General features: G+C 59.8%; 15 protein-coding genes. 9 read left to right on the forward strand and 6 right to left on the reverse strand.

From position 1 onward, the window contains the following. The first annotated feature begins 1 nt into the window (after position 1). The 3 genes from AAIL67_RS08355 (at position 2) to AAIL67_RS08365 (ending at position 5,772) form a co-directional block, all read left to right on the forward strand. The gene (locus AAIL67_RS08355; protein ID WP_343483768.1) at positions 2-1,219 is read left to right on the forward strand and encodes an EAL domain-containing response regulator; all 1,218 of its coding nucleotides are present in this window, start codon (positions 2-4) and stop codon (positions 1,217-1,219) included. Between the two features lie 31 nt (positions 1,220-1,250). Then, the gene (locus AAIL67_RS08360) at positions 1,251-4,514 is read left to right on the forward strand and encodes a response regulator (protein WP_343483769.1); all 3,264 of its coding nucleotides are present in this window, start codon (positions 1,251-1,253) and stop codon (positions 4,512-4,514) included. Between the two features lie 310 nt (positions 4,515-4,824). Then, on the forward strand, positions 4,825-5,772 hold the full coding sequence (locus AAIL67_RS08365; protein ID WP_343483770.1) for a bifunctional helix-turn-helix transcriptional regulator/GNAT family N-acetyltransferase: 948 nt from the start codon (positions 4,825-4,827) through the stop codon (positions 5,770-5,772). Positions 5,773-6,016: 244 nt separating this feature from the next. Here the strand turns inward: AAIL67_RS08365 and AAIL67_RS08370 are convergent, their stop codons facing one another. After that, on the reverse strand, positions 6,017-6,649 hold the full coding sequence (locus AAIL67_RS08370; protein WP_054075677.1) for a LysE family translocator: 633 nt from the start codon (positions 6,647-6,649) through the stop codon (positions 6,017-6,019). An 81-nt stretch (positions 6,650-6,730) separates the two neighbouring features. Then, positions 6,731-7,669 (reverse strand): DMT family transporter, encoded by a 939-nt coding sequence (locus AAIL67_RS08375; protein WP_343483771.1) that lies wholly within the window; start codon positions 7,667-7,669, stop codon positions 6,731-6,733. A 51-nt stretch (positions 7,670-7,720) separates the two neighbouring features. On the opposite strand from AAIL67_RS08375, the gene AAIL67_RS08380 reads away from it, so the two are divergent. Beyond that, positions 7,721-8,605, forward strand: a complete 885-nt coding sequence (locus AAIL67_RS08380) for a LysR family transcriptional regulator (RefSeq protein ID WP_343483772.1) — start codon at positions 7,721-7,723, stop codon at positions 8,603-8,605. 168 nt (positions 8,606-8,773) lie between these two features. Here the strand turns inward: AAIL67_RS08380 and AAIL67_RS08385 are convergent, their stop codons facing one another. Further along, positions 8,774-9,007 (reverse strand): hypothetical protein, encoded by a 234-nt coding sequence (locus tag AAIL67_RS08385; protein ID WP_003062279.1) that lies wholly within the window; start codon positions 9,005-9,007, stop codon positions 8,774-8,776. 168 nt (positions 9,008-9,175) lie between these two features. Here AAIL67_RS08385 and AAIL67_RS08390 point away from each other — a divergent pair, with 168 nt between their 5' ends. From AAIL67_RS08390 to AAIL67_RS08405, 4 genes are all read left to right on the forward strand, one after another. Then, positions 9,176-10,576 carry a PLP-dependent aminotransferase family protein gene (locus tag AAIL67_RS08390; RefSeq protein ID WP_314353655.1) on the forward strand — a complete coding sequence of 467 codons (1,401 nt, stop codon included), beginning with the start codon at positions 9,176-9,178 and terminating at the stop codon, positions 10,574-10,576. A gap of 240 nt (positions 10,577-10,816) precedes the next feature. Then, positions 10,817-12,463, forward strand: coding sequence for a diguanylate cyclase (locus tag AAIL67_RS08395; protein WP_343483773.1), 1,647 nt, complete (start codon positions 10,817-10,819; stop codon positions 12,461-12,463). A gap of 119 nt (positions 12,464-12,582) precedes the next feature. Beyond that, entirely contained in the window at positions 12,583-13,431 is an 849-nt protein-coding gene (gene hchA, locus AAIL67_RS08400; RefSeq protein ID WP_003062284.1) for a glyoxalase III HchA, read from the forward strand. 1 nt (position 13,432) lies between these two features. Further along, entirely contained in the window at positions 13,433-14,152 is a 720-nt protein-coding gene (locus tag AAIL67_RS08405; protein WP_034354045.1) for a PA1136 family autoinducer-binding transcriptional regulator, read from the forward strand. Positions 14,153-14,269: 117 nt separating this feature from the next. On the opposite strand, the gene blaOXA is transcribed toward AAIL67_RS08405, so the two are convergent. The 3 genes from blaOXA to AAIL67_RS08420 form a co-directional block, all read right to left on the reverse strand. Beyond that, complete coding sequence (blaOXA, locus tag AAIL67_RS08410; RefSeq protein WP_034361410.1) at positions 14,270-15,070, reverse strand: class D beta-lactamase; 801 nt, start codon at positions 15,068-15,070, stop codon at positions 14,270-14,272. A gap of 200 nt (positions 15,071-15,270) precedes the next feature. After that, complete coding sequence (locus tag AAIL67_RS08415; RefSeq protein WP_003062290.1) at positions 15,271-15,687, reverse strand: VOC family protein; 417 nt, start codon at positions 15,685-15,687, stop codon at positions 15,271-15,273. A 271-nt stretch (positions 15,688-15,958) separates the two neighbouring features. After that, entirely contained in the window at positions 15,959-16,480 is a 522-nt protein-coding gene (locus tag AAIL67_RS08420) for a DMT family transporter (RefSeq protein WP_224648267.1), read from the reverse strand. Between the two features lie 96 nt (positions 16,481-16,576). On the opposite strand from AAIL67_RS08420, the gene AAIL67_RS08425 reads away from it, so the two are divergent. Beyond that, positions 16,577-17,500, forward strand: coding sequence for a LysR family transcriptional regulator (locus AAIL67_RS08425; RefSeq protein WP_343483775.1), 924 nt, complete (start codon positions 16,577-16,579; stop codon positions 17,498-17,500). Positions 17,501-17,550: the final 50 nt, after the last annotated feature.

Consider the following 17,550-nt stretch of genomic DNA (forward strand, 5'->3'; position numbering starts at 1 on the left):
CATGCTTTCCAAATACAAAGTTCTTGTCCTGGATGATCACGCCTTTCAATGTATCCGCTTGAAAGACATGCTGGAGGAAGCAGGCTTCGCTCACGTCGACGCGGAGCAAAACGCCAGTGTTGCCCTGACGCGGATCAAGGAACAGGGCTACAACGTCGTCGTCATGGACGTCAACATGCCCCTGATGGATGGCGCCCAGTTCATCGATCAGCTTGCGCGCCAGGACCTGAATCCCGTTCTGGCCATTGTCACGGCATGCTCGCGCCGCATGGCCAACAGCATCAGCCTGATGGCAAAGGAACGCGGCTTCGCCGTCATCGGCTCCTTCGTCAAGCCTATCGTGCGCGAGCAGATCGACGAGATGGTCAGGAACCTGTTGCGCCGCCCCGCGGCAGAGCGCTCCAGCGCGGCCGCATGCGACGACAGGGTCCTGGACAAGGAGAGCATGGAGATTGCGCTTCGCGACGGCAGCATCCGGGCCTGGTTCCAGCCGAAGAAGTCGCTGCTGTCCGGGAGCATCGTGGGGGCAGAAGCCCTGGTTCGCTGGCAACACAGCGATTTCGGTCTGATGATGCCGGCCTCCTTCCTGAAATCTCTGCATGACTATGGACTGGACCACGCGTTGCTGATGCGCATGGTGGAAGATGGAGTCGATGCCTACAGGACATGGAGGCGCCAGGGCTATCGGGTGCCGATCTCGATCAACCTGCCGACATCGTTGCTGGATCAGCAGCAGTTGCCGGACGAGCTCCACGCTATAGTCACCAATTGCGGCGTGCCGACAGAGGATGTCACTTTCGAGCTGCTCGAAGACGACATGAGCATGGACGCCGGCCAGTTCTACATGGGTGCCAGCCGCCTGCGACTGCGTGGTTTTGGCCTGTCTCAGGATGATTTCGGCAAAGGGTACAGCTCCATGTACAACCTGATCTCCATCCCGTTCACCGAATTGAAGATTGACCGGGCCTTTGTCTATGGCGCCGCCAGCGACGAAGTGCTGGCCGCGGCACTTGCGTCATCGGTTCAGTTGGGCAAACAACTGGGCCTGCTGGTGACTGCCGAGGGTGTCGAAACCATGGAGGATCTGCAATTCGTGCGGCAGCTTGGCTGCGACTGCGCCCAGGGATACCTGATCTCAGCCGCCATCGACGCGCCCGCATTCGGCGAGCTGCTGATTGACGAGCCCAAGCTGCATTTCCCTGACTCTGCGCCACATTGAAACAAGAGCGCGCGTCAAGCGTGCACCACCTATGACACGACAGAAGCATCAAAAAATGGTGATGCCCGCCTCCAGCCGCTTGAGAGCACTTTTTTTCGACGTTTTTCCGGCTGCTCTTGTGCTGGCTGGTGCCGTGTATTGGCTCGGCCAGCATATCCTGCAGAACGAAAAGGACCAGCTTCAGGCGGACTTTTCATTCCTGATGGGCAACATCAACGCCCAGGAGCAGATGCTGCGCACACTGCGCATGCAAAGCCAGCAGGCCGAACGGGCCAGCCTTGCTTCACGCACTTCGGTCAGCTCGGCTGCGGGCACCGAGTCGCCCTCCTGGCGATTCTTCGATGGGCAACGCGCAGCGGCGTCCATGCCGTTCACCCTGCTCTGCCAGCGGGCAGAATTCTGCCCGGTGACGAGCGGCGTCCACTCAGGGGCAGGCTCGTATCTTTCAGACTTCTATTCCACGTATTGGGCAAATCTGGCGTTCCCGGCCGCGCCCGTCTTTGTCGTATCGCCCGCCAGGCAGTTCAGCCTGAGCGTGCCGGCAGTTGCCGCAGATTCAAGCCATACGCCCCTGACGCGCCGAGTGTTGCTGAGCGTGGTTCAGGCGATCCAGCAGCACGCATCGAGCGAGGTTCCGCAAGGAGTCAGGCTAGATTCACCGATCGAGTGGCGACGGGATGCAGATCTCCCCGGCGCGATGATTGGGGTTCTTCCGATATCCCTGCCTTTGGACGCAGACGATGCGCAGTCCGGCACATCAGGCAATGTCTATGCGGCGACGCTGTTCACGCGAGACCGAATCAGTGCATCGGAGCGCCCCTCCTTCCAGCTGGCCTACGATGATTTCTGGTTGATGCGGCGCGACAGCGGCGTGCTGATAGGCGAGGGACGGCTTCCGGCTGCCGACGATATCGGCTTCAAGGCTTCGTCCGAAGGCTTGATTCTTCGGCTTGCCGACAAAAATGGCGACTGGACTGCGGTCTACTTGCTCGGCTACAGCAGCTTCATCAAGAACCATGCTTGGCTGCCGGTGGGCGCCTTGACCACTTTGCTGCTGGTTCTGGCAGGCGGATTGGGGTTTAGGCGATGGTATCGGCTGCATGTCACCGATCCTGCGCAGGCTGCAGCCCAGAGCGAGCAGGAAATGGATGCATTCAATCTCACCCTGCTTGGCACCGTCCCGGTCGCGCTCTGCGTTCTGTACCGCTCGACCGGCAAGGTCGCCTTCAGCAATGAGCTCGCGGCGCAGTGGCTGGGCATAGGAGCCGACGCTGAATTGCACAACGCCCCGGGAGCCAATGGCCTGCTGCGGCAGATCATGGGCACCACGAAGCCGGGGAGCATCGAAAGCATTCAGGGTCTGGACGGCCGCCCCTTGCATGTGAGATTCGTGCCGACACGCTACAAGAGCCAGGACGTGGTGCTTTGCGTGTTCGCGGACGTCAGCGCACGAGCCGAGATGGAGCGCACCCAGGAACAGGCCAAGGTGCAGGCACAACGGGCCGTAGAGGCGAAATCGACCTTCCTGGCGTCAATGAGCCATGAGATCCGCACGCCCTTGTATGGGTTGCTGGGCACGCTGGAGATTCTTGCCATGACGCCACTCAGTGATGAACAGCGCCGACATATCGATCACATCCAGAATTCATCGGGCATTCTGCAGCAGCTGATCAGCGACATCCTGGATGTCACCAAGATCGAGTCGGGGCAGCTTGCACTCGAGGCAGCAGCCTTCGATCCCGGCGAGCTGGTACAAAGTGCGGTCGCGTCCTGCGCGCCAGCCGGCGAGCAAAAAGGCCTGGTCATCTATGGCTGCGTGGACACCTCCGTGCCGGCATGCGTCTACGGGGATGCAGGGCGCATACGCCAGATTCTCACCAGCCTGCTTGGCAACGCCATCAAGTTCACGAACGCCGGACATGTCATCACCCGGCTGCGCGCCGAATCCTTGCAGGACGAGAAGGTGCGGCTGTGCCTGCAGGTGGTGGACAGCGGACCGGGCATCGGCCCCGAAGAACGAAAACGACTGTTCGAGCCTTTCTATCGGATCAACGGCGGCTCGCATACGGTTGGCGGCATGGGCATCGGCCTTGCCCTTTCCGCCAGATTGGCCAGGCTCATGGGCAGTGAGCTCCATGTCACCAGCGAACCCGGCTTGGGCAGCAGTTTTTCCGTGGATCTCGTTCTTGAAAAGGGCAGCCCGCCTGCGACCTCTGCTCCCCAGCTGCGAGATATCACGACCTATGTACGCAGCCCGCGCAAGGAGCTCAGCGATAACCTGTGCCTGTGGCTGACACGCTGGGGGGCTCAGGCAAGCGCCCTCTCCCCGCATGCTTATCCCGAGAGCGAGTCGCCTGGCGTGCTCGTGGACGTCGTGCTTGATGATCGAGTCGATCTTGAGGAATGGACGGGCCCGCGGATCGTGGCCAGGGGATACGAGGACTTTGGCAGGCTCCCGCCGCAGGCAAACCGATACTCTGTGCGCAGCGTCGGATTCGCCATTCAATATCTGGTGAGCGGGGAGCTGGAGATTTCGCCGGAGCCCGCTCATCCGCCCTATCATCAGCTGAATCTGCATATTCTTGTTGCCGAGGACAATCCGATCAATCAGATCACGCTGCGCGACCAGCTTGAACAGCTTGGCTGCCAGGTAACCATTGCCCCCGACGGGGCAGACGCCCTCGCGCTATGGAGTATCAACAACTTCGATCTCCTGCTTACCGACCTGAACATGCCGCGCATGAATGGCTATGAGCTGGCAAGCACCCTGCGCGAGCGTGGCGTGTCCACGCCCATCATTGGAGTGACGGCGAATGCCATGAAGGAAGAAGAGACCCGATGCCGGGCTGCCGGTATGAACAGCTGGCTAGTGAAGCCTATCGATCTGCGATCGCTGTGGCTGCACTTGCGCGCGCATGCGAAAGCCAGCGCTGATGCAGCGCCGCCAGGCGGCTCGGACGATCCCGCCAGCAATCCTAGGCGCGACACTTCGGCGAGTGCTGCCGCGATCCCCAGGAAGTACCGCGAGGTCTTCATCCAGACCATGAGCCAGGACCTGAACACGCTCGAGGAGTCCGCCAGTGGGGACAATGCCCCAGCCATGCTCGCCGTGTTGCACAGGATCCGGGGAGGTCTTTCTGCTGTCGCGCTCAAGGACCTCCTTGCGCAAGCCGAATCCCTGGAAAATCAGATCAGGTCCAACGGACAAACTCCTGCGTCACGGGAAATGCTGACCCTGCTTGTCAAGGACATGCACGAAACCCTGGACATCGTTAGAAGCAGCATTTCCGCCTAGAAGGTACGCGGCGCCCCGCAAGCCAGCGCCAGCAGTCGAATCGCCTGAAACGACTGCGCTCTAAGCTGAGCCACACCGCCCCGACCCCTGACGTGACTACGCCGCCGCCTGCCGTTGTGCGCGGCCCGGCTCCGTGAATCGATGGGCAACGGCAGCCCGGATGTGCAGCTCGCTGAGCTGCCGGAATGGCTTACGTACAGGACTGGCCATGGACAGCCATCCACTCCTATCAGGCTTCAGCACAAATCAGTTGCACACTACAACTATATAGTTGTATATTGCAACCAATATTGATTGCTTGACACCACAGATGACCAACACCCTGTCTGAAATTGACTCGATCCGAGCCGACTCCCGCGCCCTGGTAAGAGAGCTCGGATTCATGCAGCCGACACTGGCCGCAACGGATTACTCGGCATCGGCTGTGCATGCATTGCTTGAAATCGACGCCCATGAAGGCATGACCTCGATTCAGCTCGTGCAGCTTTTGGGGCTGGAGAAGTCAAGCGTCAGCCGAATGCTTGCGAAGCTGGTTGCAGCAGGAGAGATCAAGGAAGTGGCTGCTATCGATGATGGCCGTTTCAAGCTATTGCAGTTGACGGCCCAGGGGCGCAGCACGGTCAGGCAGATCCATTCCTATGGCCAGATGCAGGTACAAGCTGCGTTTCAGCACCTCAATCGCTCCCAGCAACAGGCGGTTGCGCAGGGCTTGTCTGCATATGCAGGAGCACTTAAGGCCCACCGCTTGAATATGGCAGAAAAGCAGCAAAGCCCAATCACCGTCAGCGCAGGATATCGCCCCGGACTGGTTGGACGTATTGCCGAAATGCATGCAGCGTTCTACTCGAAGCACTCCAATTTCGGGCAGTTCTTCGAGAGCCAGGTCGCAGCTGGAGCGGCAGAGTTCGCCGGACGGCTGCACGAGCCATGCAATAGGGTATGGGCCGCCCTGCTCAATGACCGAATTGTTGGCTCGCTCGCGATTGACGGGCAGGACCTGGGTGACAACAGAGCCCATCTGCGATGGTTCATCTTGGACGATGGTTGTCGCGGTAGCGGTGTCGGCAGGCAGTTGATGACAGAGGCGATGACATTCTGCGATATACGTGGGTTCCGTGAGGTCCATCTGTGGACATTCAAAGGCTTGGACGCCGCCCGCAAGCTGTATGAGTCTTTTGGCTTCAAGCTGCAGAAGGAGGAGCCAGGAGCGCAGTGGGGAAGCACGGTGACCGAGCAGCAATTCGTTCGCGTGTCTTGAAAATCCATTGGCCGTTTCAAGGACAGTTTCTGGCCGGCTGCAGCTGTCTTGAGTTTGCCGGGTCGTGCCAGCCGCCCCAAGGGCAAGGCGTGTAACATTCGACGATGCTGAACGCCGATTGGCTGTTCAGCATCGTCATTGTCCATGGCGTCATCTTCCAGTGAACGCTTCTGAGATGTGCGAAGGGCCGCAAATGGTCCCTCTATGACTGTCGCAATACGTCCCAAGGTGGTTCGGCAAGGTGCTATTTCCTTGCTTCGGTCAACATACGAACGGCCAAGCCGGCGAGAACCGTTCCCATCAGCCATCGCTGGACCAGGATCCACGTCGGACGGCCGGAAAGAAATACTGCTATCGATCCTGCAAGCATGGCAATCGTGGCGTTCACACTGACGCTGATCACAATCTGGGTAAAGCCCAGAACCAGGGATTGAGAGAGCACGCTGCCATGTTCAGGGCTGATGAATTGAGGCAGCAGTGACAGATACATCACGGCGATCTTCGGGTTGAGAAGATTGGTCAGGAACCCCATCAGGAACAGCTTCTTTGGGCCGTCCTGCGGAAGGTTCTTGACTTCAAACGGAGAGCGGCCACCCGGCTTGACGGCTTGCCATGCCAGATAGATCAGGTACAGAGCCCCGCCAATGCGCAACGCATCGTAGGCATACGGTACCGCCATGACGATCGCCGTAATGCCCAGTGCCGCACACATCATGTAGAACACGAAGCCGAGAGCAACTCCCCCCAGGGAGATAAGACCGGCGGCACGCCCCTGGCATATCGATCGGGAAATCAAATAAACCATGTTCGGTCCTGGAGTGAGGACCATTCCAAGGGAAACAAGGCCGAAGGCAAGCCAATTCTCAAAGCCAGGCATGATGGTTTCTCAAGTGCTGTTGCATTTGAATATATCAGTCGAGGACTGCTCCTGGCCGAAAGCAGCAGCACTCGACCCGAATCAGGCAGCCGCAGAGTGAGAGGCTCTCTCCAGTCGTATGCGCCCGACATTCATCAACAACATGCCGAAGATGGCCGCAGCGCCGCCACCCAGCAGCGAGTTGGTGATGGGCTCTCCGAGCCAGACGCTGGACAGCAGCATGCCAAACAGCGGCACCAGTGACATATACGCGGCTGCGGCGCCAGCACCCAACTCCTGGACGCCCTTCAAGTACCAGGCGTAAGCCAATGCCGTAGCGCCCAGGGCCAGCGCCACAACGCTGTACCAGGCGACGGCAGGGGCTTTTGCCAGGCCAGTCCAGGCGGACGAGCCCTCCAGGGCAATGCTGGCCATAAGAAGCAGTGCAGCGCCAATGAGTGCGGTTGCCGTCGTCGTGGTCAGCGCATCCACGCGGGTCAGAACGATGCGTCCTATCAAGGTATAGGCAACCCAGCATGCGGCGCAGCCAAGCAGCAGCCACTCTCCCACGCCGGACGAGGAAGATACCAGCTCCCCCAAAGCGCCGCCGCTCAGCGCATACAGGGCGCCCGTCACGGCCAGCCCCAAGCCCAGGCACATGACGGCGTTCACGCGTTCACGAAACAGCAGCGCTGCGAACAGCATGGTCAGTACCGGGTTGAGCGCCACCACCATGGCCGCCTTGCCCGCGGGCACGGTCTTGAGTGCCTGCAAGAAGAACACGGAGTAGCCCAGCACGCCTACGGCAGAAGCGCAGGCCAGGCCCCCCCATTGGCGAGGCCCCAGAACACGCAATGCACCCATGCGCCCGCTACGGTATAGCCACAGCACCAGCAGGAGACCAGCCAGAAAGAAGCGCAGGCTGGCCGCTGCCAGCGGAGGCATGGTTTGCGCGACGATGCGTCCCCAGGGCCAGGAGGCGCCCCACAGGGCAGCCATGCCAATCAATCCCAAATGGGTGGAAGTTCGTGATGTGTTCATGAGACGTTACTATCTGATAATCAGCATTCATCGTCGAATGAGTAAAAGCTCATGACATTCACACAACTCGAAGTCTTTGCAGCGCTCGCCCGGGTCGGCAGCTTCTCTCGCGCAGCGGGTGTGCTGGGTATTTCCCAGAGCGGCGTCAGCCATGCCATCAAGCAGTTGGAGACAGAGCTGGGTGTCTCACTTTTCAAGCGCGAAGGGGCTGCGGCAACACTGACCGAAGTGGGCGCCAGGCTACTGAGCCGCGCCAATGACATTCTTCAGCAAAAAGAGGCATTGCAGCAGGAAGCCGATGCGGAGCATGGCATTGCCCGAGGCACCTTGCGCATTGCATCTTTTGGCGCCACCTCGTCGCTGCGTCTGCTGCCGAAGCTCCTGGCACGCTTTCAGCAGAAGCACCCCCTGGTCGAGGTGCACATCGAGGAAGCCATGGACGACACAGTCGTTCAGTGGCTGCTGGAGCGGCGTGTGGAACTGGGCTTTGTCGTCTTGCCCGACGAGCGCTTCGACACCCTGACCCTGGCTGAAGACGAGCTGGTGGCGGTGCTGCCTGCTGCGCACCCCCTTGCGTCCCAATCGGCCATTGCTGCCATGGGCTTTCATGGACAGCCCTTTATCCGTACCAGCGCAGGCTCGGGCCCCCATATCGATGCTTTTTTGGTCAGCCAGGGCGCCTCACCCAGAACTCTGTTCAAGTTTGAGCAGCTCACCTCGATGATGGGCTTTGTCGCGCAAGGCGAGGCAGTCACCATTGCCGCACGTCTGGCTCTGCCCGAGCCCCCGGCAGGTGTTGTCTACCGCCCGTTAAAGCCCCGTTGTCGCCGGAAAATCGCGTTGGCCGCGCTGAGCTTTGACAAGCTCTCGCCCGCTGCTTTGGCTTTTGTCCAGCTGGCCCGGAAAAGCAGGGCCAGCCTGGCGGTTGAGCAATGAGCGACCTCGTCATCCGAAGCAAGTGGTCTCCCGAATGCCTGGAGCCAAAGGTCGTCTGCAAAGGCCACGCAAGGCAGATCGCCATCTTCGATAAGGCAACCAATTATGGCCGTGCGATGAATGCAAGGCTCATTGCATTGCTGGATATCGGCCGACCAGCCTTTGCCGTCATGGCAGGCTCAAGTCCATGCCGAGCATTCTGGCAAGGCCGAAAGTGAACAGCAGAACAAACAGCAGCCCCAGCATGAAGGCGGCAGCCACCTTGCCGCCCGTGCGCAGCAGCGCGCGCCTGTCCATTCCCTTCTTTCCTTGGTCGTAATGCCACTTGATGGCGAAGAACATGCACGCGCCGAAGATGAGAACCTTGAACGTAACAAAGATTACAGGGACCCAATCGATCATTTTGAGAATTTCCAGCTATGACTTGACACTGTCTACCGTGAGGAACACCGCCTCCCGAAGGAGAGAGGCGAAAACGTCGGCGATTGCCATACAAGAATGGGATCGCCACACGCTCTGAGGCATATTACTTAAAAGCAATTTCCATACATTGAGACAAAATGTCTGCGTATGAAAACCATACAAGATGACAGTTTGCCAGTTTGGCTGCCGCGATTGGCCGTGCATGGCGGGCCACGCTTCTTGCAGATTGCGGATGCCTTGCAGGCGGCAATGGCAGACGGTTCGCTGAAGCCGGGTGATCGTCTGCCTCCGCAGCGCCAGCTGGCAGCACAGCTGAACCTCGACCTGACGACGGTCACGCGCGCATACGACGAAGCCAGACGCCGCCATCTGCTGGAGGGCCGCGGCGCGCGAGGTACTTATGTCGCGGCACCGAGAATTGAACTGACCTCGGTCCTCGACCTAAGCATGAACACTCCTCCCCCACCCGCTGGCGTGGACTTCGACGACCTGCTGAAACAAGGCCTTTCTCAGGTAATGATGGGGGCAGACACCGCATTGCTGATGACTTACCACCTGGGCGGAGGAAGCGACTCCGACCGTAAGGCAGGAGCCAGATGGCTGGAGCCGATGTTTGGATCCCTGGATTCAGCGCAGGTTGTTGTCTGTCCGGGCGCGCAAGCCGCAATTGCCGCATTGATCCTGGCGCTGACGAAGCCTGGCGATGTGATACTGACAGAGCCAGCAAGTTATCCGGGCCTGCGTACTGCTGCGACCCAGTTCGGCCGGCGCATCGTTGCGGTGGAAGCGGACCAGCACGGGATGGTGCCCGAGATGCTGGAGCAAGCCTGCCATCAGCACCAGCCTGGACTGCTCTACCTCAACCCTACATTGCAGAACCCGACCGCCATCACCATTCCGGAGCGCCGGCGCAAGGAGCTCGCCAACATCGCCAAGCGCTGCAATGTACGCATCGTCGAAGATGACCCCTACTGGCTGCTTGCCGATGCACCGCCACCACCTATTGCCACGTTTGCCCAGGAACAGGTGTCCTACATCTCGACCCTGTCGAAGTGCCTGACGCCCGGCTTGCGTGTCGCCTTCGTGCTCATACGTGACCCGCATGAACGCGAACGCTTCCTGGTCGCGCTCAGGTCATTTGCGCTGATGGTCGCTCCTCTGACGGCCGCACTGGCCACACAGTGGATTCTCGACGGTTCGGCTGCTGCTTTGATGGAAGGCGTACGCAAGGAGGCGCGTCTGCGCCACTGGATGGCCAGGGATATTCTTGCGGGGAGGTACAGCGGCACTGGAGACGGCCTGCATGTATGGCTCGAGTTGCCAGGGTATTGGAACTCCTCACAGCTTGCGCGTGCGGCCGACAACGAGGGCATCGCCGTCACGCCGGCGGAGGCATTCGCAACCAGCGCCACCGGCAGCGGCTCCGTCAATGCCATTCGCATCTCGCTGGGCAGCATCAAGGACCGTGGACGCTTGCAGACGGGCCTTCAAAGGCTGTCGCATCTGCTTGCACGAAGGCCAGAGCCGTTCAGCGCCGCGGTGGTTTAAGTACCCGGGAAAGACGGCGCACCATTCAGGAGCACCCTCAATGCGGTCGCATCCAGGCCGGCTCAACCCTCGACTGCGCCGGCTTTTTTCGCAGAGGGCTCATACGGCCGCGACACCGGCTTCACCGATGACCTTTCCTGACTTTTTCGCTCCAGACGTACTTGTTACCATGCGTTCAAAACAGCCTGGAGGGAGTACGTGGGCAAGGCATTACCGCTGCAAGCTCAGCACAAACAGTCAATGCGCCCCACCGTGCGCATGGCGACACTGGGAATGGCCGTTGCGTGGCTGACCTTGGTGGCTGGTCTGGGGTGGTGGATGTCAAAGCGAGTCATGGGTGCAGAGCTGGATCGCCTGGCGACCAGCGCCGAATACGAAGCCAAGACGACCGCACGCATCATGGATCGGCTGTTCACGGAAATGTCGAGTGTGGCCAATATGGTGGCGCGCCAGGGCTCGGTGATCCAGCTGGCCACCCGGTATCGCGACGATCCGCCAAGTCTGGCCAGGCTCACGCGCCAGCAGCGCGCGGCGCAGTTCACGCAGGATCCGTTGGTGCGCAAGGTCGGCAACTTCATGCATGAACTCTCCAGTGATCTGCGCTATGCCCGCATCTACATGAACAACATGTCGGACGACACGGTGACGGCCAGCAACTGGGACGAGCCTGACAGCATCGTGGGCATGATCTACTCTGGCCGTCCCTATCTGATCGATGCATTGCGTGACGGCAATGGCCATTCGTTCGGTATCGCCCGGCTGAACAAGACACCGTCCTATTTTGTAGCCAGCCGCATCGAGAACGAAGACGACATGCCTCTGGGCTCCGTCACGGTGAAGTTCGATGCCCCGGAAATAGCGCTCTACCTGACTGGACACCACATTGCACTGATCGTGGATCGCCAGGGAAGAGTGACCACCGCTTCGTCCGCTCCATTCATGCTGCGCAATGCGGCAGGGCTTCTTTCGCCGGGTACCGCGCAGTCTTCCAGCACGCCCTCTTCGTCAGACAATGGAGAAGATCCAGGAATAGCTCTGGATGTGCAAGCCATGGCCAGCTCCGGCCATGCTGATCAGTGGCTCATCGATGGCAAACCCTATCTGCTGCGGCGTGAGCAGCTATCCAAAACACAGTACCAGCTGATCACGATGGCGGCCCTGGATCACCTGCCTGCCATGCGTCGACAGCACTATTGGATGGCAGGGCTGGTGGCGGCGATCGGCCTGCTTTTCATCCTGCTCTCCAGCCACGTGATCGGGCAAATGGTGGCGCGGCGGCAGGACGAGCGACATGCGGCGAACCATGATGCACTGACCAATCTGCCGAACCGGCGCAATGTGATGGCCCAGCTGGATCGGCTGTTCGCTTTAGCGGGCCGCACGCAGCAATGGGTCCTGGTGGCCTTCATCGATCTGGATGGATTCAAGGCGATCAACGACACCTACGGACATGTGGTCGGTGACCAATTCCTCGTCGAAGTCGGCCGGCGCATGTCTGCGGGTTTGCGCAAGAGTGACATGCTGGGGCGACTAGGTGGTGATGAATTCGTCGTCATCGGGCTGATTGCTCCACCTGACCCAATGGATCAGGACAAGGCTCTTGAAGCCATGCGCAGTCGATTGGCACCGCTGCTGATCGGAAGCTATAAATTTGCCGAGTGCAGCTTCGACTACCCAGGAGCAAGCTTTGGCATTGTGAGTGCCGATCCATCCGCCAGCTCTCCGCAGGCTGTGCTCAAGGAGGCTGATCAGTGCATGTATGCGGACAAACAGGCGCGGCGAGCATCGCAAATGCAGTCGGCCCAAAGTGACTCAACCATTGAGACACGCGAATTGGCGGAGCGCCTCCAGGCTTCTGCTCCCGACTTTGGCTCTGTGCGAGCCTGAAACGGAGCAAGAGCAAAATTCCGGCTTCGCCCGACCCGCATTGACGGAAATCCCTCATTGCCACAGGTTTCTTGCCGCCGCATTGTTGTGCCCTCCGCAAACTACCCCAGAGGTGCCCCATGGCTGAACCATCGACTCCCACCAAGCAACCGCAACCCGATCCGGCCGAACTCAATGCGTTCTTCCCCTCCCCCTACTCGCTCAGTCAGTTCACGTCGCCCAAGTCCGACCTGAGCGGCGCCGACTACGCGAAAACCTATCAAGGCAGCAAGAAGATCCTGATGATCGGCGCAGACGAGCGCTACCTGCTGACCGATAACGGCAGCTTTTTCTCCACCGGCAACCACCCGGTCGAGACGCTTCTGCCCATGTACCACCTGGACAAGGCGGGATTCGCGTTCGATGTGGCAACGATGTCGGGAAATCCCGTCAAGTTCGAGTTCTGGGCAATGCCTTCCGAAGACGAGACGGTCAAGGGCTTCTTCAACAAGTACCACTCGCAATTCAAGGAGCCGCTGCGCCTGTCGACGGTGCTTGAGCAGGGGCTGGAGCAGTACGCCGCCATCTTCGTTCCCGGCGGGCATGGCGCGCTGATCGGCATCCCCGACAGCCGTGACGTAGGTGCGGTACTGGAATGGGCTGCGGCCAACAACCGGTTCGTCATCTCCCTGTGCCACGGACCTGCTGCCTTCCTAGCGGTTGGCGACAGCGACATCTACCGAGGCTACAAGATCTGCGCCTTCCCCGACGCACTTGATGCGCAGACCCCGGCCATCGGCTACATGCCGGGTCACCTGACCTGGAAGTTCGGCGAAAGGCTCAAGACCCTGGGTTTCGAGATCGTCAACGACGGCATCTCGGGTGCCGTGCACCGGGACCGCCAGCTGATCACCGGCGACAGCCCTCTGGCTGGCAATGCGCTTGGCAAGCTCGCGGCCGAAACCTTGCTCAAGGAAGTCACGGCCTGAGATGAGCACTGCAATCGCGCAGGCGGCATTGCACGGAGCCCTCGCCATCGAGGGCGCCCGCAGCCTTGCCGCAATCCAGGATACGGTGCGTGCTGTCGGCGCGCCGCTGGGGTACGACCGTTTTGTGCTGTTTTCGGCTTCCAGCGCTCGGGACGATGCGGTGGAGCGCATCTACTGGATCGAAGGCGACTGGTTCGGCACGGGCGCGCCTGTCGATGCTGAAACCTACGTGCGGCACTGCCCGGTGACGCGCCATATCCTGGAGACGAACCAGCCCTTCTTCTGGACCAAGACGAACGGCGCTCAGGGCGAGCGTTACAGCGTCGTCCGCGCGCCGCAGGGCCCGGGTATCCACGGTCTGCAAGTGCCTGTATTCGGCCTCCTGGGGCTGGAAGGCGCGATGAGCCTGGGCGGCGAGCGCATCGATGCCTCGCCGCAGGCCCGGCTGGCGCTGGAGCTGATCGCCCAAACCGCATTCCGCACGGCGCGCAGGCTGCTGGAGTTGCCCGCGCAAGAAGAGCTCGGCCCCCTATCCGATCGCGAACGTGAGGTGCTCGCATGGACTGCCGCCGGCCGGCGGCAGACGGAGATTGCCGCAACCCTCGGCCTGTCCGAACGCACTGTGGAAAACCACCTGCGCCGCATCCGCAAGCGCCTGGGCGTTGCCACGACGGCGCAGGCCATTCGCGTGGCGATCCGCAACGGAGAGATCGTCGCCTGACTATCCATGTCGGCTCACATCTCAAGTATCCCTTTGGAGCATGTAAACGGGGGGCAGGAACCGGCCGCAGGAGCTCTTCAAGACATGGCTCTGCCGGCTTCTGCTCCCGGTTCAGGTCTATGCTGAAGTGGGTAGCGCTTTAATGGAGCGCAGAACATTGCGTGTGATGCTTTGCCGTTTGGCAAGGTCGGCAAGTCTGTTGGGCGTGTCCATGTTCAAGGCGAAGAAGACGGGGCCGCTGGGCCACTCTACCCAGCCCACCCACCAGCCGATTTTTCCGGTCCAGCCCGTTTTTGCACGCAGTATCCAGTCAGGCCCTGCTTCATTGACCATCACGTCCTTCACAAGCCGCTGGTGCTCGACCTGGAAAGGCAGTTGATTGCGGTAAAGCCGTTGCAAGAAAGCAATCTGCTCGAAGGATGAGATGGCGAGGTCGCCCTCAACCCAGAATGGCTTGTCGCCAGTGGCGACCGCATTGCCATACCCAATCTTTCGCATATAGGCGCTCTCGCGTGCATCGCCGAGTTCCTTGGCAAAGCGCTCATACACCCAGACGGTGGAGTTCCTCATCGCGGAGCGCAGATTCTGGTCCACGTTCCAGGCCTCCACAGGTCGTTTCACACCATCCCATTGAATGAGCTGAAATTCGTCACGCAGCAGCCCTGCATCAAGCGCAAACAGGCTGTGCGGAATCTTGAAGGTAGAGGCTGGCGAGTAACGCCGAGCGGAACGCGACACGTTGTAAACGTGGGTAGTTTCAGAGTTATCGCGTGCATCGAGAACAACGATGCTGCCTTGCGCATCGGCTTCTGTGAAAAACCGAGACCACTCGGCCATTTCTTGAGGCTGAGGGCCTGCCGCCGTCACTTGAGCAAACCCTGCGGCCAGGGCGGATAAGACCAGACTACGTCGATTCATGCGGCTAGTTTAAGGGTCAAACGAACCCGTCCTGAGTTGACAGGGACAGGAGCGGTGACACCTTACCGTGATGGGCAGCGTCTCTTGCGGGCCGGACGGCGACAGCCGCAATCGCTTGAATCCACAGCCAGAGGCTGTCTTTCGAGCAACCAGGTCGGGCATAGCGAGCACTCCAGGGGTACGGACAGCCGCATGAGTTGTCAATCGGCGCTCGCGGGCCCTTTAAGTTCAAGCTGATTGCCGTCCGGGTCTTTGCAGTAGATGGACAGGCCCATGCCGTCAGCACCAAAGCGCCGCACCGCCCCATCCGCCTCAAGACCATGGCCAGCCAAATGGGCGAGGATGGCTTGCTCATCAAAAGGCTCGATACGCAGGCAGAAATGATCGACATTTCTGCGCTCGCTTGAAGCCGCAGGTCCGCCCGCACGGCCTAAGGGGCCCTCAACATCCACCAGGTCAATCATGGATGCACCAGCTCGCAGGTGAACCATACCCAAATCCTCACGACGCTTCACCAAGGTACAGCCCAGGACCGTTTGGTAGAAGCGGATGCTGCGCTCCAGGTCAGTGACGCGCAACACGATGTGATCAATGTGCTGAATACTGAATTTGCTCATGGCGATCTCCTGCTCCAGGCATGCACACTCCTAATCGTATGCACTTGGTGTGACGGAACCCCAGACGTTCGACGAGCGTCAGGGACATTCTTCTTGATCGGAAGGCCTGTGGTTGCTTGATCTTGTCAAACGCAGTTACGGCATGAGGCCGTCAATGTCCAACCAAAGGCTCGCATTGAGTATTTCGGCGTGAGGCGCTGATGTCCATTTCCTTTCGAGAAGTGTTCAGCGCACTGGCGCCGCGCCAGTGGGGCCGTCACTATTTTTGTGCTCAAGCCAAGCCCACGCTGGAGGTGGCGGGGATCGCAGCGGCGGCAGGCCTGGCTGCTCCCGCTCCCTGGATCAGGAACACCCCGCCAAGAATCAGGAGCACACCCAGCACACGCATGACGTTGATGGGCTTGGGCTCCAGCCCCATGACACCGAAGTGATCGATCAATACCGCCACGACCATCTGTCCTGCGACCACGGCAACCAGAAATCCGCCAGCACCCAGTTTGGGTATCAGGGCTGCAGCACTGGCGACGTAAACAGCCCCCAGAACACCGCCTATCCACAACCACCAGGGACCGTGAAACGCGTTGCTGAAATTCGGCATGGGGGCTTTGACCAGAATCAGCATGGGCACCATCACGGCCAGGCTGATCACCAGCGATGTGGCAGCCCCCCAGAAAGGGTGACCAAGAGCACGGCCTACGTTGGCATTTGCAGCGGCCTGAAAAGGCAGGATGGCCCCCGCCAGCAAGGCCATGCCCAGTGAGGCGACCGTCATCAATGCCATCTTGCTGTTCATATCTGCCACTCCTTCAAACGTCTAAGCAATGTCTGAATGGTCTTTCATACGGATTAATTATGGAAATCGTTTATATGCACGTGTACTATTCTTCGCATGGATGATCTGCGCCGTATCGACCTCAATCTGCTGCTGGCACTTCACGCGTTGCTGACCGAGAAGCACGTGACCAGGGCTGCCATGCGCCTGCACAAGAGCCAACCGGCAGTGAGTCATTCGCTAGCTCAGCTGCGCGAGCATTTCAATGACCCATTGCTGGTGCGCAAACAGGGAAAGCTGGAGCTGACGGCCCGAGGCAATGCGCTGCTGCAACCGCTCTCGGAGGCTTTGGGCAGCCTCAATACTCTGCTGGGAACACCTCAGTTCGATCCACTGCAGGCACAACGACGATTCAGACTGTCACTGTCCGACTATGCGGCTCGTCTGGTACTTCCGGACCTGATGCGATACGTCCGCAAACATGCGCCCGGCTTTGACTTCGCCATCAGTCAGGCCAGCCGGGATGCCATGCTGGTACAGCTAGCCGATGGTGAACTGGACCTGGCTCTGGGGATCTTTCCCGATCTTGCACAAGACATCCAGGTCGAAACACTGTTCGAAGAGGATTTCATCTGTCTCGCAGACAAGGCCGTCAGTCCGGAAAAAGGAGGACTGTCGCTGGAGGAATGGCTGACGCGCCCTCATGTCATGCTGGCATTGAAGCCGGATGCGAACGACGAGATCGAGCGCGCACTCGCCGCCAAGGGACTTAAAAGGAGGATTGCGGTGGCCTTGCCACACTGGAGCGCTGCGGTTGAATTGCTGCCAGGTACCGATCTGGTTCTGACGATTGCCCGTCGTGCTGTCGGACCGCTGCGCTCATTCAAGAATCTGCGGCAGTTTGCGCCTCCACGCCAATTGCAACTGCCGAAAATGGCATACCAACAGGCCTGGCATGCGCGAAAGCACAATGATCCCGCGCTGGCCTGGCTCAGGCTTGCTGTGATGAACAGCTGCAAACCGAATGCTGGCCAGCAGTGAGTTGCCACAAGTCGGGACTTTTGCGGTAATTTTTCTTCAGTCTCCAGGAC

This window comes from Comamonas sp. A7-5 (genome assembly GCF_039581385.1).
GTDB lineage: Bacteria > Pseudomonadota > Gammaproteobacteria > Burkholderiales > Burkholderiaceae_C > Comamonas > Comamonas thiooxydans.